Raw genomic sequence first — 20,910 nt, forward strand, 5'->3', positions numbered from 1 at the left:
CAATTCCGATAGAGATCAACCTCCTTGCCCTGCCGCTGAATTTGCGCGACGATCTATTCACGATGAAGAGGAATTCCATGAACGCATTCAGCCCTGCCCATTTTCGCGCGCAGTTCCCGGCGCTGGCCGATGCCGGCGTCTATCTTGATAGCGCCGCGACAGCCCTCAAGCCTCAGGCGGTGATCGAGGCCACGAATCAGTTTTACAGCCTGAGCGCAGGCAATGTGCATCGCAGCCAGTTTGCCGAGGCGCAACGCTTAACCGCGCGCTATGAAGCAGCCCGCGATCAGGTCGCGCAGTTGCTTAATGCCGAAAGCGGTAAAAATATTGTCTGGACGCGGGGCACCACCGAGGCCATCAATATGGTGGCGCAATGTTATGCCCGTCCACGCCTCCAGCCAGGCGACGAAATCATCGTCAGCGAGGCGGAACATCACGCCAATCTGGTGCCGTGGCTGATGGTGGCCGAGCAGACCGGCGCGCGGGTAGTGAAGCTCCCCCTGGGGGCCGATTTATTAGCTGATGTCGCCCGCTTGCCTGAATTTATCACTCCGCGCAGCCGTATCCTCGCGCTGGGGCAGATGTCCAACGTTACCGGCGGCTGCCCGGACCTGGCCCGCGCCATTCAGCTCGCCCATGCCAGCGGCATGGTGGTGGTAGTCGATGGCGCACAGGGAGTGGTGCATTTTCCGGCGGACGTGCAGCAGCTGGATATCGACTTCTATGCCTTCTCCGGACATAAGCTGTACGGGCCGACCGGGATTGGCGCGCTGTATGGTAAAGCGGAGCTGCTGGAACAGATGACCCCGTGGCTCGGCGGCGGCAAGATGATCACCGAGGTGAGCTTCGACGGCTTCAAAACTCAGGCGGTGCCGTATCGCCTGGAAGCCGGGACGCCCAACGTCGCCGGGGTGATTGGCCTGAGTGCGGCGCTGGAGTGGCTGGCGGAGGTCGATCTGCAGCAGGCGGAGAGCTGGAGCCGCGGGCTGGCAACGCTGGCCGAAGAAGCGCTAAAAAAGCGTCCCGGTTTTCGCTCTTTCCGCGTCCAGGATTCGAGCCTGCTGGCGTTCGATTTTGCCGGAGTGCATCACAGCGACATGGTAACGCTGCTGGCGGGATACGGTATTGCTCTGCGCGCCGGGCAGCACTGCGCCCAGCCGCTGCTGGCGGCGCTAGGCGTTAACGGCACGCTGCGCGTCTCGTTTGCCCCCTATAACACCCAAAGCGACGTCGACGCGCTGGTTGCCGCCGTCGATCGCGCCCTTGCTTTACTGGTGGATGAATGACAAGCCCAACTCTCGCCGGACACCCGTTCGGCACCGTCATCACTGAAGAGACGTTAAAACAGACCTTCGCCCCGCTGACCCAGTGGGAAGACAAGTATCGCCAGCTAATCCTGCTCGGTAAGCAGCTGCCCGCGCTGTCCGATGAACTGAAGGCGCAGGCGAAGGAGATCCCCGGCTGTGAGAACCGCGTCTGGCTTGGGATGACGCCCGTCGGGGATAAGCTGCACTTTTATGGCGACAGCGAAGGCCGCATTGTACGCGGATTGCTGGCCGTGCTGCTGACGGCGATAGAGGGAAAAAGCGCCGCGCAGATCCTTAGCGAAAGCCCGCTGGCGCTGTTTGATGCACTTGGGTTACGCGGCCAGCTGAGCGCCTCGCGCAGCCAGGGGCTGACTGCGCTGAGTGAGGCGGTGCTGGAGGCGGCGCGTCAGGCCTGACGTTCCGCCTTTGCCATCATCTTTTTCAGGGCGTGAGACACGGCGATAAAGCCAAAGGTGGCGGTCACCATGGTGGCCGCGCCAAACCCGGAGGCACAGTCCATCCGTTTTGGCCCTTCCGCGGTGCTCTTCATGGCGCAGACTGAGCCGTCCGCCTGCGGATAAACCAGCGCTTCCGTGGAGAATACGCAGTCAATCCCCAGCTTGCCTTTGCTGTTTTTCACCACCCCAAAATCGCTTTTCAGGCGCTCGCGCAGCTTGGCCGCCAGCGGATCCTGAATGGTTTTCGCCAGGTCGGTCACCTGGATCTGCGTCGGGTCGATCTGCCCGCCCGCCCCGCCGGTGGTCACCAGCGGCACTTTATTGCGACGACACCAGGCGATTAGCGCCGCTTTCGGGCGCACGCTGTCGATGGCGTCAATCACGTAGCTGTAGCCGGCTCCCATGTACTGGGCAACGTTATCGGCCGTTACGAAATCATCGATCACGGTGACGCGGCATTCCGGATTGATCTGGCGAATGCGATCCGCCATCACCTCGGATTTCGCCAGCCCGACGCTGTCGCGCAGGGCGTGGATCTGCCGGTTGGTGTTGGTGACGCAGACATCATCCATGTCAATAAGCGTAATGGCGCCGATCCCGGTTCGTGCCAGCGCTTCCGCCGCCCATGAGCCGACGCCACCAATCCCGACCACGCAGACGTGCGCATCGGCAAACAGTTGCAGGGCTTTTTCACCATATAAACGCGCGGTGCCACCAAAACGCTGGCGCCAGGCTTCGCTCATTACCACAGACATAGGACCTCAGATGTAAAAAGGGTGAGAGTTGCCCCTCACCCCGGAAAACATAGCGTCAATATTACCACACTCAGCCGCTAAACACGTTGCCTGCGCCTGCTGCGCTTTTCAGCACCCACACGCGTCCGTAATGGTTATACCAGCCTGCACGGTGGCCGGCATCGGGGCCAATCCCCTGATAGATGTCGAAGTGCTGGCCTTTGATAGCTCCGCCCACGTCCAGCGCCACCATCAGACGCAATTCATACTGACCGGAGAATTTCCCGTTGTGATCCAGCGTCGGCACTTCTGCCAGCAGCGTGGTGCCCGGCGGGATCACCGTCTTGTCAGAGGCCACCGAGGCGCGGCCAATCAGCGGTACCGCGCTCGCGCCTTTCACCGGGGCAAAGTTTTGCGGCTTAAAGAAGACAAATGAGGGGTTCTGCTCGAGCAGTTCGCGCACTTCATATTCGCTGTGCTTCTCGCCCCACTCGCGGATCGCCTGCATCGACATATCTTCGCGTTTCACTTCCCCGCGATCGATCAGCACCTTACCGATACTGCGGTAAGCATGGCCATTTTTACCGGAATAGCTGAAGAAGTTAAGCGGGCTGCCGTCGCCAAAGTCGATATAACCGCTACCCTGCACATCCATGATGAAGTTATCCATCAGCGAATTACTGTAGGCCAGAATGTAGCTGTCGCTCAATGCACCGGAATAGATCTCAGCGCGGGACGGCAGGCGGCCACGTTTTGGCGGCATGCGGTAAATAGGGTATTTAAACTCACCCTGCGCGGTATGGCGCGCCTGCACCACCGGGGTGTAGTAGCCGGTAAACTGGACGTTACCGTAGTTATCGGTGCCCTCCATCTGCCAGGCGTCGAGGCCGTACTGGCGCATGGTGCGGGTATCGCCCCCGGCGCGTAACCAGTCCTGCACCGCGTTATATACGGCGTTCTGCGAACCGTACAATCGCGGTGATGCGGTACGGATCTGGCTCACCTGTTCTGCGAAGTCGCCGCCGTTGATGGGCGCGCCCACGGCGTCCGGCTGATTCACTAAAGAGAAAGGCTGGGTCAGTTTCCCGTCTTTATATTGCTGACCGCGATCGGTCGGTTTGGAGGAGCAGGCAGCAAGGATTGCTACCATCGCGCCCGTCATCAGATACTTCGCCCAACGTCCTTTCATTATATCCCGTCTTCAAGTTGCCCGATTCTGCGCAATGAAGATAACAAACCGGCAGGGGTATTGAAATGCGATTACCTCCCCTCACGCAAATTTTGCGCAAAAAACAGTCGAACTGTCGGCGGAGCGTACAATCAACACCTAATTTGGTGATTTTTACGAAAAAGGGTTGCAACAAAAAGTCAGCAGAGTATAGTGCGCTTCCACGGACGCGGGGTGGAGCAGCCTGGTAGCTCGTCGGGCTCATAACCCGAAGGTCGTCGGTTCAAATCCGGCCCCCGCAACCAATTAAAATTTGATGAAGTATCTTCTACAACTGTAGAAGTTTTTGCGAAGTAGTTCGAAGCACAGCAAGGCGGCGACGCAGTGAATCCTTAGGAGCTTACTCCAGTAAGTGACTGAGGTGAACGAGGAAAGCCAACGCAGATGTGGTTTGAAATACGAAGCAAAAAGACGGACGCGGGGTGGAGCAGCCTGGTAGCTCGTCGGGCTCATAACCCGAAGGTCGTCGGTTCAAATCCGGCCCCCGCAACCAATCAAATTTAAAGAAGTAAGATTCTACAAAGTAGAATGACGGACGCGGGGTGGAGCAGCCTGGTAGCTCGTCGGGCTCATAACCCGAAGGTCGTCGGTTCAAATCCGGCCCCCGCAACCAACACTTCTGAAAACAATAAACACCCATTCGGGTGTTTTTTTGTATCTGCAGTTTGCCCTTTTGCCGGGCATAAACCCGGCATCCCTGATTATCCTCGTCTGGCGAGCGTCGCCCCATCCGAGAAATAGGCCTTAATCCCCGCCAGTATCGACTCCGCTACCTCCTGCTGGAAGGCGGCCGTTTTGAGCTTACGCTCCTCTTCCACGTTACTGATAAACGCGGTTTCCACCAGAATCGACGGGATATCCGGCGCCTTCAGTACCGCGAACCCGGCCTGTTCGACGCTGTTTTTATGCAGCTTATTAACCCTACCCAGTCTACCCAGCACCGCTTTACCAAACTTCAGGCTGTCGGTGATGGTCAGCGACTGCACCATATCAAACATCGTATGGTCGACGTAGCGATCGCCGCTCTTACTGACGCCGCCGATCAGGTCAGAGGCGTTTTGCGAATCTGCCAGAAGCTTTGCAGCCGTACTGGTTGCCCCTTTGGTCGACAGCGCAAACACCGATGAACCGCTCGGTTGACGGCTGGTAAAGGCATCCGCATGGATCGAGATAAACAGATCCGCGCGCTGCTTTTGCGCTTTCGCCACGCGAACTTTCAGCGGAATAAAGACGTCCTCATTACGCGTCATGTAAGCGCGCATGTTGCCTTCTCTGTCGATCAACGCCTTCAGGCGGCGGGCGATCTGCAACACTACGTCCTTTTCCCGCGTGCGGTATTTGCCCACCGCGCCGGAGTCTTCCCCGCCATGGCCCGGATCGAGCATGATCACAATCGGGCGGTCGCGCCCGGCTTTGCCCGGCTGCGGACCACTTTGCGCAGGCGGAACCTGCTTCTCAAGATCGCCTTTGTTGTAATCCTCCAGCAACGCCAGCAGAGGATCCTGGATGTCCGTCGCGTTGGCCGGATAGAGATCCATCACCAGACGCTCTTTAAATCCGGCCACCGGTGCCAGGGCAAACAGCTGCGGCTTTACGTTCTGCTTAAGCTCAAACACCATGCGCACGGTTTTCGGATCAAACTGCCCTACCCGTGCGGACTTGATAAAAGGATCGTCGCCACGGATCTGGGCGCTCATCCCTTTGAGGACTGAATTGAGGTTCACCCCTTCGATATCCACCACCACCCGCTCCGGATTACTCAGGGCGAATTGCTTATAGTTCAGCACCCGGTTGGACTCGACCGTCACGCGTGTATAGGTCGACGCTGGCCAGACACGTACCGCCACCACCTGACTGACGGCGGCAAGCCCTACCTGACTTACGCTAAGCAACCACATTGCCCCGGCCCCTTGTAACAGGCGGCGACGACTTAATGCTTTACTGGATCCCGACATGCTTCTCCCGAGCAAAGATATCGAATAACTTCTCATAACGTCCAAATTGACCGAAAACTTTAGCGAATGATGCATAACCTGTCATCCTTAAAAGGGTAAACAATCATGCGTTAACGATTACTTCCCTGAATGTTTTCTTTGCTTCGCCGAAAATTTTGGCTTGCGCGCAGGGGCATATTCGAATAAAAATACAAAAATTGCGAATAAACATTCATTGAGGGGTTATGCCGTGGTGAAGGAACGTAGAATCGAACTGGTCCAGGGATTCCGTCATTCTGTTCCCTATATCAACACCCACCGGGGAAAGACGTTCGTCATTATGCTCGGCGGCGAAGCCATTGAGCATGAGAACTTCTCCAGCATAGTCAATGACATCGGCCTGCTGCACAGCCTGGGTATTCGCCTTGTTGTCGTTTATGGTGCCCGCCCGCAGATTGAAGCCAATCTGGCCGCGCATCATCACGAGCCGATCTACCATAAACATACCCGCGTTACCGACGCCAAAACGCTGGAGCTGGTGAAGCAGGCCGCCGGTCTGCTGCAGCTGGACATTACCGCGCGGCTGTCGATGAGCCTCAACAACACTCCGCTGCAGGGAGCGCACATCAACGTGGTGAGTGGCAATTTTATTATCGCTCAGCCGCTTGGCGTGGATGACGGGGTGGATTATTGCCACAGCGGACGTATTCGCCGTATCGATGAAGAGGCGATCCACCGCCAGCTCGACGGCGGTGCGATTGTGCTGACCGGCCCGGTCGCCGTCTCCGTGACCGGCGAAAGCTTTAACCTCACCTCAGAAGAGATTGCCACCCAGCTGGCGATCAAGTTGAAAGCCGAAAAAATGATCGGTTTCTGCTCTTCACAGGGCGTCACTAACGAGCTGGGGAATATCGTCTCTGAGCTGTTTCCTAACGAAGCCCAGGCGCGGGTCGAAGCGCTTGAGGAACAGGGGGATTACTACTCTGGCACCGTGCGTTTCCTGCGCGGCGCCATCAAAGCCTGCCGCAGCGGCGTGCGCCGCAGCCACCTGATCAGCTACCAGGAAGACGGTGCCCTGTTGCAGGAGCTGTTCTCCCGCGACGGTATCGGGACGCAGATTGTGATGGAGAGCGCCGAGCAGATCCGTCGCGCCACCATCAACGACATCGGCGGCATTCTGGAGCTGATTCGCCCCCTGGAGCAGCAGGGGATCCTGGTGCGTCGCTCCCGTGAGCAGCTGGAGATGGAGATCGACAAGTTCACCATTATTCAGCGCGACAACCTCACCATCGCCTGTGCGGCGCTCTATCCCTTCCCGGAAGAGAAGATTGGTGAAATGGCCTGCGTGGCGGTGCATCCTGACTACCGCAGTTCGTCGCGCGGCGAGGTGTTGCTGGAGCGGATTGCCGTTCAGGCCCGGCAGCAGGGGCTGAGTAAACTCTTTGTGCTGACTACCCGCAGCATTCACTGGTTCCAGGAACGCGGCTTTACGCCGGTGGACATTGATTCCCTGCCGGAAACCAAGAAAGAGATGTACAACTATCAGCGTCGCTCGAAGGTGCTGATGGCGGATTTAGGTTAAGCCCCCTGACCCTTTCCCCATGGGGAGAGGGAATAAATTACAAGGCTTCAAAAATCGCACTCAGGCCACTGCGCCGTTCCGTACGGGTAGTAACGGCCTGCACCAGCACGCCGTCATCCGCATATAGCGACAACCGCCGACGGGCCCGGGTAATGGCCGTATAGACCAGCTCCCGGGTGACTACCGGGGACATCTGGGTAGGCAGGATCAGCGCCGCATGATCGAACTCAGAGCCCTGAGATTTATGCACCGTCATCGCCCACGCGGTTTCATGCTCCGGCAGTCGGCTCGGCTGTACGGACTTCAGGCTGCCATCCGGCATCTGGAACCAGACGCGCAGCCCCTGCCCCCGATCCAGCGCAATCCCGATATCCCCGTTAAACAGGCCCAGCGCACTGTCGTTGCGCGAAATCATTACCGGGCGTCCTTCATACCAGCGCGAATGCGGCTGACGGCTGATGCGGCGCTTTTGCATCAGCACCTGCTCCAGCCTTTCGTTGAGCCCGGCCACGCCAAAGGGGCCGTCCCGTAAGGCACACAGCAGCTGGTAGCCGCCAAAGGCCGCCAGAATCTCTTCTTCGGAGGCCTGGTGTTGCACCCGGTCGAGAAAATGGTGATATCCCTGCAGGGCATCCTCCAGCATCACCAGATACTCTTCCCCACTCTGGAGCTGCTTTTTCTCGATATCGCTGAACGTGCCGTCAAACACCGAGCGGAGCGCGTGACGATCGCCACGGTTGACCGCTGCCGCCAGCTGCCCGATGCCGGAGTCGCTGCCGAAACGGTAGCTTTTTTGCAGCAGGCAGAGGCTGTCGCGCAGGGCGCCCGCCACCGGGCTGACGTTGCCTTCCATCTGGCATCCGGTCATGCCGGCCAGCTCCTGGGCACGCTGCACGGTAAAACCGGCGCTGGCCCAGGTACAAATATCGCCCAGCACGGCGCCCGCTTCGACGGAGGCCAGCTGATCGCGATCGCCAAGGAAGATCACCCTGGCATGAGGCGGCAGGGCATCAATCAGACGAGACATCATGGTCAGGTCAATCATCGAGGCTTCATCCACCACCAGCACATCCAGATGCAGCGGGTTACCGGCATGGTAACGCAGACGCTGGCTGCCCGGCTGGGCGCCGAGCAAACGGTGCAGGGTACTGGCTTCGGTCGGGAAGCGCTTACGCTGAATGTCGGTCAGCGGAAGCTGTTGCAGCGCGCCGCCCAGCGACTCGGTGAGACGGGCGGCGGCTTTACCGGTCGGGGCCGCCAGCCGGATACGGCACTTCTCCTCTCCCGCCATCTGGATCAGCGCCGCCAGCAGGCGGGCGACGGTGGTGGTTTTACCGGTGCCCGGGCCGCCGGAAATCACCGAGATACGCCGCGTTAACGCCACCGCCGCCGCCACCTTTTGCCAGTTAACGGCTTCGTCAGAGGTGAACAATGCGTTCAGGGTACGCTGAACGTCGGCACTGTCATGGGGCAAAGGCTGATTGGCTTCGCTAAAGAAACCGGCCACGGCCCGCTCGTAGCGCCACATCCGGTTGAGGTAGAGGCGCTCGCCCACCAGCACCAGCGGCGTTGGCTCGTCCCCTGCGCTCACTGCGCGCGAACGCATCAGCGTGGCGGACCAGTCCAGGGTTTCATCATGCAGGGCAAAACAGGCCTGCAGCGCGGCGGTTTTAGCCTCTGCCTGCAGACGGGACAGCGGCAAACAGACATGCCCCTCTCCGGTATCCCGGCTTAAGATCGCCGTCGCCAGCATCACCGAGGGTTCATCGTTCCCGGCCACCATCATCGCAAACTGTACATCCAGACGACGCAATACGCGCTGTTCCACGGCCTCCAGCAATAATTCCTGCATCGTCATGACACAAGCTCCTCTTGGCTTGCAGAAAACAAGCTATCCATTTGATTGATTAAAATTTCACTCGGGCGGGTGGCAAAGCAACCGGCCCCCGGCGAACTGCCGTCCACGCCGCGTAAAAACAGGTAGATCACCCCACCGAAATGCTGCTGATAGTCATAATCGGCAATACGGTGGCGCAGATAACGGTGCAGCGCCAGGGTGTAGAGCTGGTACTGCAGATCGTAGCGGTGGGACTGCATCGCACGGGCCATTGCCTGCGGGGTATAGGCCTCGCCGTTTTCCCCCAGCCAGTTGGACTTATAGTCGAGCAGGTAGTAGCGGCCATTATGGCGGAATACCAGGTCAATAAAGCCTTTCAGCATGCCGCGCACCTGGCGAAAGTCGAGCGGCGGGCAGTCACGCGACAGCGGATCGTGCTCGCGGATCAGCGCATCCAGCGCATCGGCGGTAAGCGGCCCGGCGATCGGCAGATAAAACTCCATCTCAACCTGTTTATCGGCGGCTGAAAGCTGGCTCAGGGAGATCCCCTCTTCATGGAGCGGCGTCTGCAGTACCTGGTTGATCCAGTGGGTCAGGACCGGCTCCCAGCGGGCGTCATACCCGCCTTTCTGCAGCATCTCCAGCGTCCACTCCGGGGAGACGGGTTGGGTAAAATCGAGCGCTTCAAACAGGCTGTGTAAAAAGGTGCCTGGCGAGGCACCGCGCGGGAACTGGTGCGGCGTCAGCTCCGGCTCCTGTACCACCTCGCCTGTGCCTGCGGCATCAACGTCGAGGCGCGGCATCAGATCCTGGGCGATACTGTGCCCGCGCTGCTGCAGCCCGGAGTAGCTGGTGACCCGCCAGTCGTCAAACAGCACGCGAGCCACCTGCCGCGCCTGCAGATCCGGCATCGCCGACTCCGGCATATGCCAGCGGGCGGTATCGGCCACCCCGGCCACCTGCAGCGCAATGTGGTCATTGCACAGGGTTTCCAGGCACTGGCGCAGCCCGGCCGCGTCTTTTGGCTCGCCGCGCTGGATCAAGCGTCCGAGCGCGCTGAGGTGGAAATCGCTGTCACCGGCCTTGTCGCCACGACGACGGAACAGCGGCGCGACGCCCAGGCTGCAGTGCCAGACCGAGCGGGTCAGGGCCACATACAGCAGGCGCAAATCTTCCGCCAGCCGCTCGGCTTCGGCCAGCTCGACGCTGTCCTCCGCCTTGCTGAGGTCAAGTACGGCTTCAAAGGTGTTGCGATCGTGGTAAAACGCCTGATCCTGCACCCGGTAGTTGGCAATAAAAGGCAGCCAGACCAGGGGGTATTCCAGCCCTTTCGATTTGTGAATGGTGACGATTTTGACCAGATGTTTGTCGCTTTCGAGGCGCATCTGCTGGCTTGAGGCATTGCTGTTGGGTTCGGCAATATGCTGCGCCAGCCAGCGCACCAGAGCGTGCTCGCTCTCAAGCTGCGTTCCCGCCTCCTGGAGCAACTCGCTGATGTGCAAAATATCGGTCAGACGGCGTTCGCCCCCCGCGGTGGCCAGCATATTTTCGGCAATATTGCGCTGCGCCATGATGTCGCGCAGCATCGCCATCACGCCCCGCTTCTGCCAGCGTTCGCGATAGCGGGTAAACTCTTCCACCGCCTCATCCCAGAGGGTTTCACTGTTATTCAGCATGTCGATGTCCCGGGCGTTAAGACCGAGCATTGAGCTTGCCAGCGCGCTGCGCAGGATGCTTTCACGCTCGGGCGCCAGCACCGCCTGCAGCAGCCAGAGCATCTCCTGGGCTTCGAGGGTTTCAAACACGCTGTCGCGGTTGGAGAGATAGACCGAGGGGATGGTCAGCAGCGTCAGCGCGTCGCGGACGAGCGCCGCCTCCTGACGACTGCGCACCAGCACCGTAATGTCCGATGCTCTCACCGGCCGGGCCTCGTCGCCCCGGTGCAGAATGGCTTCACCGCGCACCCCGGCGCTCAGCCAGTCGCGGATTTGCGCCGCGCAGTGCTGGGCCATAAAGGCCTGGTAATCCCCGACGCCGCACCCCTCGCCCTCCATCAGCCAGACGTTCATCGCTGGCTGGAACTCCCCCCGGAGCTCAAAGCGCAGCCCGGCGTTTCTCGGGGCGGATTTGACCGGCAGGAAGGGGATTTCACGGAACATGAAGGCGTCGTTCATCTGTGAAAAGAGGGTATTGACGCTTTCTACCATACCGGGTGCCGAGCGCCAGTTGGTATCCAGCGTATAGTGCGCGGCAACTTCGCCACGGGCCTTCATATAGGTAAAGATATCCGCCCCACGGAACGCATAGATCGCCTGCTTCGGGTCGCCAATCAGCAGCAGCGCGGTGTCAGGCTGCTGACGCCAGATCCGCCGGAAAATCCGGTACTGCTGGGGGTCGGTATCCTGGAATTCATCGATCATCGCCACCGGAAAACGGCCGCGGATGGCCGCGGCCAGCGCGTCGCCATTGTCGCTGTTCAGCGCCTCATCGAGGCGGCTGAGCATATCGTCAAAACCCAGCTCGCCGCGACGGCGCTTTTCGCGCGCGACTGCTGCGCGGATCTCTGCCAGCGCGCGGGTGATCATCAGATCGTTCAGGGTCAATGGCTCAGCCAGCAGAGTATCGATGGCGACAAACAGCGGGTGTTCCGGCACCTCGCCGCCCGCTTTTGTGCGCTCCGCCAGGAACGTTTGTGAGAACTTTTCCAGCGCGTCAGGGAGCTGGTAGCTGTGCTTCTCTTCCTGGGCCCAGGCCGTGACGCGTTCAATATATTTTGCCTGGTTGCCGCGGTTGAACTTGCGCCGATCGATACCGGAACGTTCAATAATCGCGTCGATTTCCCCCACGCTGCCGGACCACTGCTGCTTCATGGTGGCGATGAGGCCGACGATCTTCTCATGGCGAGAGGCCAGGGTTTCGTCCGCAGGCGGGGGGGATTTAATTACCGGGGCTTCACCCTGCAGGTAACGATCGATGGACCGGAGTAACTCTTCCGGCCCTTTCCAGAGAGCGTGTACCGCTTCGGCAATATCGCGAGGCAGAGGATAGCAGTGACGACGCCAGAAGTCGGCGCACGCCTGGTAGCGCAACAGGGATTCATCTTCGATGAGTTGCTGCTCGAAGAGCATGCCGGATTCAAAGGCATTCAGGCTGAGCATGCGCTGACAGAAGCCGTGGATAGTGAACACGGCGGCCTCGTCCATCTGCCGTTCCGCCAGCAGCAGCCACTGGGCCGCCTGCTGTGTGTCGTCAATCTCGTCCAGCAGACTGGCATACAGCGGATTGTCCGTGCTCTGTCTCAGGCAGGCGATCCGCAGCTCGTGAATGTTGGCGCGGATACGGCCGCGCAGCTCTTCCGTCGCGGCTTCGGTGAAGGTCACCACCAGCAGCTCTTCCACGCTGAGCGGGCGACTGAAGGCTGCGCTGCCGCCCAGCCCGAGCAGCAGGCGCAGATAGAGTGCGGCGATGGTAAAGGTTTTTCCGGTTCCCGCTGAGGCCTCTATCAGTCGTTCCCCCTGTAACGGTAAACTCAGGGGATCAAGGGACTCGGCGGTATCGGTCATTCGTTCTTACTCCTGGGCAAAGATTGCTGCAATGCGCTCACGCTCTTCCAGACCGTCCAGCCTGCAGGCGGGGCAACGTCAGCTTTTTTACTCTGACTACCCGATACCTGGGACAGGATCGCCATCCCCTGCGGGGCAACCACCGCCTGGTGGAAGAAGTCGGCGACTTTCTGCGGCGTGAGCTGTTTTATCTCGGCCACTACTTTATCATGCGAATCGAAGCGCATATTACCCCGATCAAAATCTTTGCTGATCTTTGACGCCTCTTCGGCCAGGGTTTGCGGCGGCTGCGTAATCTGGGCGATCACCGCCTGCTGGATCTGAGCAAACTCTTCTGGCTTCATGGCGCGCAGCTTAGCTTCCGCCTGCGGGAAGAAGGCCTGGAAACGCTGCCAGAGATAATCCGGCTGTTTATCACTGCTTTGCAGCAGGAAGCCCATCCCCCACTGGCGGCCCACGTTCATCGAGAAAGCAAACACGGCATAGCCCAGCTGCTCTTCGGTACGTAACTGGGTGTAGAACCAGGGCTGGACGATCTGTCCGAGCATGGCGCTGTAGGCCGAGCTGGCGTATTCGTCATAGCCGGTTGGGACAAACACCGCCGCCAGCGCGGAGTCGGTGCTGCTGCCGGGTTTCTCGAAAATCACGTTCTGCTGTTTATCCACCAGCACATCCTGGTTGCGACACCATTCGGTTCCCTTCGCCCCCAGCTGAGTACGGACGTCCTGCGCCAGGGTTTTCGCCTGATCTTCGCTCATATTGCCGACCACCAGAAACTCCGGTCTGGCGTTGGTTTTCAGCGCCGCACGATAGGCCATCACCTCGTCAAGGGTGATGGACGGCAGCAGCGCCCGACGCTCTTCGCGCTGGAAATAAGGCACCTGCGACAGCATCTGCACCGGCATAATGGCCTGATCGAAGGCCTTACCCTTTTCGGCAGAATCCATCATCTGGGCATACCAGGATTTGGCCTGCGCCAGCTGATCCTCGGTAGCGGTGTAGCTAAAGTAACCCTCCAGCAACGCCTTAAACAGCTGCGGCAGACGCTGGGTGTAGCCGTTGGCGTTAAGCATCAGGCCGTTGTTGGCGTTAGTTGAGAAACCGATCCCGCCCACGGCGGCCTGGTTGCTGAGCTGATCCAGCGCAATGCCGGCCAGATAATCATTCAGGGCAAACATCACCTGGTTTTTGGCGCTGTCCATTGCTGCAGGGTTACGCAGTACCATGCTGACGTTGGCTTTCGGCTCGCTGGCGAAATAGCGGCTCGGGGTATAGACCACGCGCAGGTCAGACTCGTCCACAATCAGCTGCGGTTTTGCATACTCTTTAGTGGGTTTGATCAGCGCGAAATCGTCCGGGATATAGGGGTTCACCTCCGGCAGCTTGAGCGCAATCGCGGCGGATCGCTTCTGCCAGTCGGCAAAAGTTTGCTCGCTGATTTTGTCCACCTGATATTCAGCGTTTACAAAGTAGGCGGTTTTGTTGTGCGGTTCGTCCGGGCTGATATACCAGATACGGGCGTTCTGCGGGGTCATCATTGCCAGACGGGCTTTGACGGCGTCAGCATCGTACCGATCCGCGATATTGACCGCATCCAGCGTATGCTCGACCGGCACACGGATCATGGTGTCGGCCAGCCACTCAACGTAGTCCATATCGCGGGTAATGGAGGGATAACGGAAGTCGAGATCCAGCACGTGGGCCAGCTCGTCGAAATAGCGTTTATCAACGCCTTTGTCACGCAGCAGCGACAAGTAGCTGAAAATGGCGGCAACCACCTCATCACGATGGGCCAGACCTTTATCAGTTAAGGTGGCGGAGATGGCCAGCACGCCGCTGTTGCCGTTGACGATCGGATCGGAGTCCGCGCGGATACCTTCCACCAGCCCCTGCTTTTGCAGCCAGTCGGACAGCGTGTCCGGGCTACGGTTACCAATCAGGTAGTTAACCAGCTCGTCGGTTTTGCTGCGAAACTGCGCGGTGTTGTTATCAATGCGGAATTCAACGCGCAGCACCTTACGCGGCATCGCGGGAACATAGTGAATGATTAAGCCTTTCTGCGCATCGGTGACGACCGGCACGGTGACTTCCGGGCGGGTAATATCTTTATTCGGAACGCGGCCGTAGGTATCGGCGGCGAGTTTCGCCAGCTCTGGCAGGGGTTTGTTGCTGTACACCACCGCTTTCATCAGATTGGCGGAGTAGTATTTATCGCGGAAGGCGTGCAGCGCATCAAGCACCGGGCTGCCCGGCTTGTCGCTCAGGGTTTCAAGATTACCGCCGGAAAAGCGGGAGCCAGGGTGCGCGGGGTTAATGGTTTCGGCGCTGACCTGTGCCATACGCATCCCGTCCCGGGTACGGGCCATCGTCAGCTCGGCATTAACGGCGTTGCGTTCGCGATCGGCATATTTTTTATCCAGCAGCGGAGCGGCAATGGCATCCGCAAGGCGATCGACCGCCCCTTCCAGCGCATCGTTTTCAACTTCAAGATAAAAGGCAGTACGGTACGGCGCGGTGCTGGCGTTATGGCTACCACCGTGCATTTTTAAAAATTCGGCCAGGCTGTCAGGCTGCGGGTACTTGGTTGAGCCCATCAGGGTCATATGTTCAAGATAGTGCGCAAGCCCCGGGTGGGATTCAGGATCTTCCAGCGAGCCCACCGGCACTACCAGCGCCGACAGTGACTTTACGGCCTGCGGATCGGAAACCAGCAGCACGACCATCCCGTTAGCAAGGCGGATCGCCTGATATTCGCGGGTATCTTTATCGCTTTTGCGGATCGTTTCCTGAACGGGTTGCCAACCGGTATTTGCCTGACTGAGGGGGGCCCAAAGAGCGACGAACAAAACTAACGATTTCAACAAGGTGCTGCCTGGCATTCACTACCTCTTCATCACGGACATCATCATTAACACGCTTTGTGCCGGGCAGGCCAGCATCTCTTTGTGGTGTACATCAGTCCATGACAAGATGGGCATCATAAATGAATGCCCAAACCTGCGCAATTTTTAAACAGGGCCAGGACTAATTAAATTTATACAGCGGCAACAGGTAGCGTCGGGCCTCGTCGGTGATGGCCTCAAAGTACTCGGGCTCAAGGGTTCGCCACAGGCGTTGATACCAGACGTCGTCCCCTTCCCCACGCACGATCATGTTGCCTTCATAAGCCTGCAAAAATTTGCTGCGCGCTTTTTGCAGGGTCGCATCATCCGTTAACATCGCATCATTTGTGGCGTCGTAACAGGTTTTAATCCATGCCCCCCCACTTTCTGGCAGCAGCAGCAGCGGCTTATTCATCCCCTGCCGGTAGCCTTCAACCAGCTGCGACAGATACTCCATGGCCTGGGCGGCAGGCAGCGCCGGGAAGCGCCATTCGCCGTCTTTACGTACAAATAACCGGCTCTCACCTTCGCCACCGCTCGCACAATAGACAAGGTGTTCCAGCCAAAGTTGCAAACCTTGCGAAACGCTGAGCATTGACGGACGCCAGCGCAGCAGTCCGTCAGGCTGTACGTGCTGCAGCCATCCCGTCAGATTGATACCGTTGCAGTTAAGATCGATCTCCATGTTCGTGCCGGGCTGGCGACACTCAATCACCCGGCCAGCGAGGGCCTGCATCTCTTCACACTGGGCATCCCAGGTAATTTCCCCGAAGGCGCCATATGGCAGCTGACCCGCCGCACGATAGCGACGGAACAGCTTCTGGGCATCCTCCTGCTCCACCAGCGCGTTCAGCAACTGCTGGTTTAACTGGTAGCGGCTTAACCCATCCAGGGTAAACGGCTCCGCATCCGGGATCTCGCTCTCTTCGGAGCGGAAATGGACCTGCAACCGCATCTGGAAAAAGGCCCGCACCGGGTGGGCCCAAAAGCGCTGAAGTTGTTCAAACGCGACCGTATCCAACGGGAGCGGATCCAGCGTCTGGATAAAGTCGCCATGGGCCACCCCTTCCCGCTTCGCGGCCGGCAGCCACTCCCGGGCGTAGCTCTGCTGCTCGTTGTCCTTGTAGTTAACGGCATCAAACGGCATACGGCTGTGGCAGCAGGTGATATGCGCCTTCACGCGCTGTTCGCTTTCATCACAATTGAGGTGCTCATCCCCCGGCAGATAGTGGCTTTGTCCGATGTAGTCCACCAGCTCCTGAACCAGCACCGAAGGGAAACGTTCGCTGTTGTCCTGAATTGAGCGGCCGATGTAGCTGATATAGAGCTGCTGTTGGGCGGAGATCAGCGCCTCGAGGAACAGGTAGCGGTCGTCATCGCGACGGCTACGGTCGCCGCGTTGGGACTGTTGGCTCATTAAATCAAACCCCAGCGGCGCCAGCGCGCGCGGGTAGACGCCGTCGTTCATGCCCAGCAGGCAGACTACTTTAAATGGAATGGAGCGCATCGGCATCAGAGTGCAAATATTCACCGGCCCGGCGAGGAAGCGCTGGCTGATACGCTCCTGATCGAGACGCAGCGTTAATTCATCGCGTAACAGCGAAAGAGGTATCGCTTCGCCATAGTGCGAGGAGATCCCCTCATCAATGATAGCCTGCCACTGCTGCTCGATTAGCGCCATCGCCGCTTCGGTTTCCTGATCCGGCAGGAAGAAATCATTGAGCATCTCCCGGCATACCGGCATCCACTCCTCGAGCGAACGCGACTTCATCAGCTCCCGCCGCCAGCGGTTAAGCTGCATCAGCAGCGAAGCCAGATGACCCACCAGCTCGGCAATTAAGCCACTGGATTCGTCATACGGCAGGACGGCATTCCACTCTCCCTGGCTGCTCTCCATGGCGTAGCCGAGCAGCATGCGCGTCAGGCCAAACTGCCAGGTATGCTGGCCTGTGACCGGCAGCTCAAACTCCTGCACGTTGTCATCATCCATCCCCCAGCGAACGCCCGATTCGTTGACCCACTGACGCAGGTAGCGCAGCGCGTCCTCATCAATATCAAAACGGGCCGCCAGTACCGGCACGTCCAGCAGGGCCAGCACATCTTCCGGCACGAAGCGGCTGTCCGGCAGCGAAAGCAGGCTGACAAACGCCTGCAGGGCAGGATGCGACTGGCGCGCCCGGCGGTCCGATATGGCAAACGGCAGGTAGCGATCGCCCGTCGCGCTGCCAAACACCGCCTGGATATAGGGGCTGTAGCTGTCGATATCGGCCACCATCACTACGATGTCGCGCGGCGTCAGCTGCGGATCGTCCTCCAGCATCGCCAGCAGTTTGTCATGCAGCACCTCCACCTCACGCTGCGGGCTATGGCACAGGTGAATGGTCACGCTGCGATCGTCAGGATCGAGCAGACGCTTGTTGGCGCTGTTGGCAAACTCGGCGGCGGTGATGCCTGCCACCGCGCGGTTGTCCAGATCCAGAATATCCCGCTGCACGTTATGCAGCAGGCTGTCCGGGGTGATATCCGCAAAGGCATCGACATCCCCTTCTCCGGAAGCGGTAAGCTCGGAGAGCATGTAGATATAGTCGCGCCCCAGTTTTCCCCAGGAGGCCAGCAGCGGATTCGGCAGGTTCTGAATGCCCTGTTCGTCAAAGAGGTCAGCCGCCGTCTCGCTGTCTTTAAACAGCGGCACCGCGCGTTCGTCAAACAGGCGACGACGCTGGCGCGTGACGATGCGGGCCAGCCAGCGGGCATCCTGAATATCTCCCCAGTAATGCCGGCAGGGATTGGTGAAAAGAATATGAATATCGATATGCCGGCCCAGCGCATTCAGCGCTCTCAGATAAACCGGCGGCAAGGCGGAGATCCCGCAGATAAAGACCCGGGATGGCAATCCGGCAGGCGGCGCAGAGGCCGACTCCAGCGTCGCGATAAAACGTTCATAGAGATTGGCACGGTGCCACTGCGGCTGACCCAGTTTTTCAGTGTGTTCCACCAGCGCTTTCCACAGCGGCGCCTGCCAGACCTGCGCCTGGTCAAGGCCGTCAATCAGTTCTCCTGCTTCCCAGCGCGTTAACCACTCGGGGCGATAGACCAGATACTGGTCATAGAGATCGGCAGTACGCGACGCCAGCTGAAACAGCTTTCGTTTATCGGTATCGTCGTTCAGGTAGTGGCGCAGCATGGCGAACTCATCATGCGTCAGCATCTCCGGCAGCAGCGTCATCAGCTTCCAGCTCATGCTCTGTTTGTTGAACGCGCTCTGTTTGGGGATCTCCGGCAGTACGCGAACAAACATATCCCAGATAAAACTGGCGGGCAGCGGGAAATCAATGTTGGCGGCAATGCCAAACTTTTGCGACAGGGACATCTGCAGCCACTGGGCCATACCGGTGCTTTGAACCAGGATCATCTCCGGTTCAAAGGGATCGTCGAGCCGCTGCTGCTCGACGATAAATTCCATCAGTGCTTCCAGCACATCAAGACGGTTTGAGTGGTAGACCCTTAACATTGCTGCTCCCAACTACTGGCTAACCGGGCAGTGCAGGCGCGTCATTTGACCCTGCCGACCCAATGGAGAAATAAGTGAGACCGAGATGCTGACACATCCGGCCGGTGTTGTCTGCACCCTGTTTACCTGCCAGCCTGGAGGGATCTCCCCGGCGGCCAGCTGTGACTGAGACCAGACATGACGCCAGAGCTGACGATACTGCTCAAGGGTGACAAACCGGCTGGCTAACACACGATGGTAACCCGCCAGCCCGGTGACGACCATTACCATCAGCATCATGGCCAGTAAGACCTCAACGATGCTGAACCCCTTCTGTTTCGCTACGGTTGCTGACATAACGCCCTCTCCTTCAGGGGACAGAAATCGCTCCAGCCCTGCGGCGAGAAATGCACGCCGTTGGCCGTCACCTCGCCCAGCCGCCACAGCATCGCGCTACCGCTGCTGGCGATAAGCAGCGCGCGTTCCTCCAGAATGCGTAAGCAGACGCGCCAGGGCTGCTGCGGATGCTGACGGCATGCATATTCAGCCTGGGTTTGCCAGGAGAGCATTCTTCCCCATTCCAGCGCGGACTGGGCTATCGCCTGATGCTGTATCGCCTGACGTTCCGTACTAACGATGCGCATCAGGGCAGCCAACTGCTGGTTGAGCCCGGCCAGCATCAGGCTGCCAAGAATCAGCAGCAGGAGCACCAGCGCCAGCGACGACATCCCTTGCTGACGGTTCACAGATTAAACCCGGTCACGACGTGGCGCGCCTCGACCACGCCATCGCGCTGTCCGTTGACGGAGGCCGCCAGCGTCAGGCTCAGCTCCGGGGCGAAGCCCGCACGTAAAATGCGTTGCACCTGAAAACGCTGAACCCTGATCCTGTCAGGGTCAGTCATTCTCTCCCACCCCTTACCCTCGCACTGCGTCGCACCTCGCAAAGTTTCCAGTGCGTCGCCGTTCAGACGAAAGCCGGTCTGCTCGGCGGCTGAGGGTAAGGTTTCCCAGCGGCCGTTGCTGTTTTCATCCCACTGGACAATAACGCATTCGCCGCGCAGACCAATCTTCAGCGCCTCGCCTTCGCACTTGCCCGCGCAATACCCCGCTCGTTGCAGGTGCTTACCGATGCCGTTTATGCGCAGCCAGAGCTCCTCTTGCAGCTCCTGCTGCTTCGTCAGCACCATTATCGACCGCTGTAGCGCGGGCAAGAATCGCGCCGTGCTCATCAGCAGCACGCTGCTTATCGCCATCGCGATCAGCACTTCGGTCAGGGAAAACCCCTGCTGCTTTACCGGCATGCGAACTCCCCCTTTCCGTTGCACATGCGGATACGCCCCCATGCGGAAATGAGGATCAGCCACTCTCCGGCCTGGCTTTGCAGACGTACTCTTCCGGCCCAGGCGGTATCCCGTAAACCGTAAAACCCCAGCGCAGGCGTTAGCTCGGTGATCTGAATGTCAGACCACTGCGGCGTGAGTACAAAAGCATTATCCGCCTGGCACGCCGGGATGCCGGTCTTTAACAGACACCACTGTTTGCCCGCCCGTTGCAGGGTCACGATATGGTCCCGGTTATTCCGCCAGGCATCATTTCGCAGCACCACCAGGTAATCCCGTACCTGGCGCGCCGTCTGCCACAGCTGCTGTTGCTGCTGCCAGCGCCGCCAGCCGTACAGCCCTGCCGCACTGAGCGTCACGATCAGCGAGAGGGCGATCAGTATTTCCATGAGGGTAAAGCCCTTTTCCTTTTTCATGGCGGCAGTGTGCCGTGAAGAAAAAAACAGTTCGAGGGGCAGATGTGCAGATTACGAGGCGGCTTCAGCACTTTCGAGGGAGTTTCAGCGCGTTGCAATTCACGCGGACGCAGGCTCGCAAAACCATCACGAAGGCA

General features: G+C 59.1%; 14 protein-coding genes and 3 tRNA genes. 6 read left to right on the forward strand and 11 right to left on the reverse strand.

Going from position 1 to position 20,910, the window contains the following annotated elements; all coding sequences use genetic code 11:
* Positions 1–77 precede the first annotated feature (77 nt).
* Both csdA and csdE read left to right on the forward strand, forming a co-directional pair.
* A complete protein-coding gene (gene csdA / locus ES815_RS05390; protein ID WP_142486952.1) occupies positions 78–1,286 on the forward strand; it encodes a cysteine desulfurase CsdA in 1,209 nt (402 codons plus the stop codon).
* On the forward strand, positions 1,283–1,723 hold the full coding sequence (gene csdE / locus ES815_RS05395) for a cysteine desulfurase sulfur acceptor subunit CsdE (RefSeq protein WP_142486953.1): 441 nt from the start codon (positions 1,283–1,285) through the stop codon (positions 1,721–1,723). Before csdA ends, csdE begins: the two co-directional genes overlap by 4 nt.
* Here the strand turns inward: csdE and tcdA are convergent.
* Both tcdA and mltA read right to left on the reverse strand, forming a co-directional pair.
* Entirely contained in the window at positions 1,714–2,520 is an 807-nt protein-coding gene (gene tcdA / locus ES815_RS05400; RefSeq protein WP_106994438.1) for a tRNA cyclic N6-threonylcarbamoyladenosine(37) synthase TcdA, read from the reverse strand. The two genes, csdE and tcdA, sit on opposite strands and share 10 nt — an antisense overlap.
* 70 nt (positions 2,521–2,590) lie before the next feature.
* The gene (mltA, locus tag ES815_RS05405) at positions 2,591–3,688 is read right to left on the reverse strand and encodes a murein transglycosylase A (protein ID WP_142486954.1); all 1,098 of its coding nucleotides are present in this window, start codon (positions 3,686–3,688) and stop codon (positions 2,591–2,593) included.
* A 207-nt stretch (positions 3,689–3,895) separates the two neighbouring features.
* Here mltA and ES815_RS05410 point away from each other — a divergent pair.
* The 3 genes from ES815_RS05410 (at position 3,896) to ES815_RS05420 (ending at position 4,340) form a co-directional block, all read left to right on the forward strand.
* A tRNA-Met gene (locus ES815_RS05410) sits at positions 3,896–3,972 on the forward strand.
* A 171-nt stretch (positions 3,973–4,143) separates the two neighbouring features.
* A tRNA-Met gene (locus ES815_RS05415) sits at positions 4,144–4,220 on the forward strand.
* 43 nt (positions 4,221–4,263) lie between these two features.
* A tRNA-Met gene (locus tag ES815_RS05420) sits at positions 4,264–4,340 on the forward strand.
* Positions 4,341–4,428: 88 nt separating this feature from the next.
* Here ES815_RS05420 and amiC read toward each other — a convergent pair.
* Entirely contained in the window at positions 4,429–5,682 is a 1,254-nt protein-coding gene (gene amiC, locus ES815_RS05425; protein ID WP_142486955.1) for an N-acetylmuramoyl-L-alanine amidase AmiC, read from the reverse strand.
* A gap of 229 nt (positions 5,683–5,911) precedes the next feature.
* Between amiC and argA the strand changes: the two genes are divergently transcribed.
* Positions 5,912–7,243, forward strand: coding sequence for an amino-acid N-acetyltransferase (gene argA, locus ES815_RS05430; protein WP_142486956.1), 1,332 nt, complete (start codon positions 5,912–5,914; stop codon positions 7,241–7,243).
* Positions 7,244–7,280: 37 nt separating this feature from the next.
* Here argA and recD read toward each other — a convergent pair whose 3' ends face one another.
* The 8 genes from recD to ES815_RS05470 form a co-directional block, all read right to left on the reverse strand.
* Entirely contained in the window at positions 7,281–9,101 is a 1,821-nt protein-coding gene (gene recD / locus ES815_RS05435; RefSeq protein ID WP_142486957.1) for an exodeoxyribonuclease V subunit alpha, read from the reverse strand.
* Positions 9,098–12,643, reverse strand: coding sequence for an exodeoxyribonuclease V subunit beta (gene recB / locus ES815_RS05440; RefSeq protein WP_142486958.1), 3,546 nt, complete (start codon positions 12,641–12,643; stop codon positions 9,098–9,100). The genes recD and recB overlap by 4 nt, the downstream gene beginning before the upstream one ends.
* Positions 12,640–15,522, reverse strand: a complete 2,883-nt coding sequence (gene ptrA, locus ES815_RS05445; protein ID WP_142486959.1) for a pitrilysin — start codon at positions 15,520–15,522, stop codon at positions 12,640–12,642. Before ptrA ends, recB begins: the two co-directional genes overlap by 4 nt.
* A 145-nt stretch (positions 15,523–15,667) precedes the next feature.
* A complete protein-coding gene (recC, locus tag ES815_RS05450) occupies positions 15,668–19,036 on the reverse strand; it encodes an exodeoxyribonuclease V subunit gamma (protein ID WP_142486960.1) in 3,369 nt (1,122 codons plus the stop codon).
* 12 nt (positions 19,037–19,048) lie between these two features.
* Complete coding sequence (locus ES815_RS05455) at positions 19,049–19,372, reverse strand: prepilin-type N-terminal cleavage/methylation domain-containing protein (RefSeq protein WP_142486961.1); 324 nt, start codon at positions 19,370–19,372, stop codon at positions 19,049–19,051.
* Positions 19,357–19,761: a DUF2509 family protein gene (locus tag ES815_RS05460; RefSeq protein ID WP_142486962.1), complete on the reverse strand. Its 405-nt coding sequence runs from the start codon at positions 19,759–19,761 to the stop codon at positions 19,357–19,359. The genes ES815_RS05455 and ES815_RS05460 overlap by 16 nt, the downstream gene beginning before the upstream one ends.
* The gene (locus ES815_RS05465) at positions 19,758–20,318 is read right to left on the reverse strand and encodes a prepilin peptidase-dependent protein (RefSeq protein ID WP_142486963.1); all 561 of its coding nucleotides are present in this window, start codon (positions 20,316–20,318) and stop codon (positions 19,758–19,760) included. The genes ES815_RS05460 and ES815_RS05465 overlap by 4 nt, the downstream gene beginning before the upstream one ends.
* A complete protein-coding gene (locus ES815_RS05470; protein ID WP_142486964.1) occupies positions 20,309–20,773 on the reverse strand; it encodes a prepilin peptidase-dependent protein in 465 nt (154 codons plus the stop codon). The genes ES815_RS05465 and ES815_RS05470 overlap by 10 nt, the downstream gene beginning before the upstream one ends.
* Positions 20,774–20,910: the final 137 nt, after the last annotated feature.

This window comes from Leclercia adecarboxylata (assembly GCF_006874705.1).
Lineage (GTDB): Bacteria > Pseudomonadota > Gammaproteobacteria > Enterobacterales > Enterobacteriaceae > Enterobacter > Enterobacter adecarboxylatus_C.

Excerpts from the sequence above, each read along its gene's own strand:
- csdA (WP_142486952.1), top strand. The coding sequence starts at position 78 with ATGAACGCATTCAGCCCTGCCCATTTTCGCGCGCAGTTCCCGGCGCTG.
- csdE (WP_142486953.1), top strand. The coding sequence starts at position 1,283 with ATGACAAGCCCAACTCTCGCCGGACACCCGTTCGGCACCGTCATCACT.
- tcdA (WP_106994438.1), bottom strand. The coding sequence starts at position 2,520 with ATGTCTGTGGTAATGAGCGAAGCCTGGCGCCAGCGTTTTGGTGGCACC.
- mltA (WP_142486954.1), bottom strand. The coding sequence starts at position 3,688 with ATGAAAGGACGTTGGGCGAAGTATCTGATGACGGGCGCGATGGTAGCA.
- amiC (WP_142486955.1), bottom strand. The coding sequence starts at position 5,682 with ATGTCGGGATCCAGTAAAGCATTAAGTCGTCGCCGCCTGTTACAAGGG.
- recD (WP_142486957.1), bottom strand. The coding sequence starts at position 9,101 with ATGACGATGCAGGAATTATTGCTGGAGGCCGTGGAACAGCGCGTATTG.
- recB (WP_142486958.1), bottom strand. The coding sequence starts at position 12,643 with ATGACCGATACCGCCGAGTCCCTTGATCCCCTGAGTTTACCGTTACAG.
- ptrA (WP_142486959.1), bottom strand. The coding sequence starts at position 15,522 with ATGCCAGGCAGCACCTTGTTGAAATCGTTAGTTTTGTTCGTCGCTCTT.
- recC (WP_142486960.1), bottom strand. The coding sequence starts at position 19,036 with ATGTTAAGGGTCTACCACTCAAACCGTCTTGATGTGCTGGAAGCACTG.
- ES815_RS05455 (WP_142486961.1), bottom strand. The coding sequence starts at position 19,372 with ATGTCAGCAACCGTAGCGAAACAGAAGGGGTTCAGCATCGTTGAGGTC.
- ES815_RS05465 (WP_142486963.1), bottom strand. The coding sequence starts at position 20,318 with ATGCCGGTAAAGCAGCAGGGGTTTTCCCTGACCGAAGTGCTGATCGCG.
- ES815_RS05470 (WP_142486964.1), bottom strand. The coding sequence starts at position 20,773 with ATGAAAAAGGAAAAGGGCTTTACCCTCATGGAAATACTGATCGCCCTC.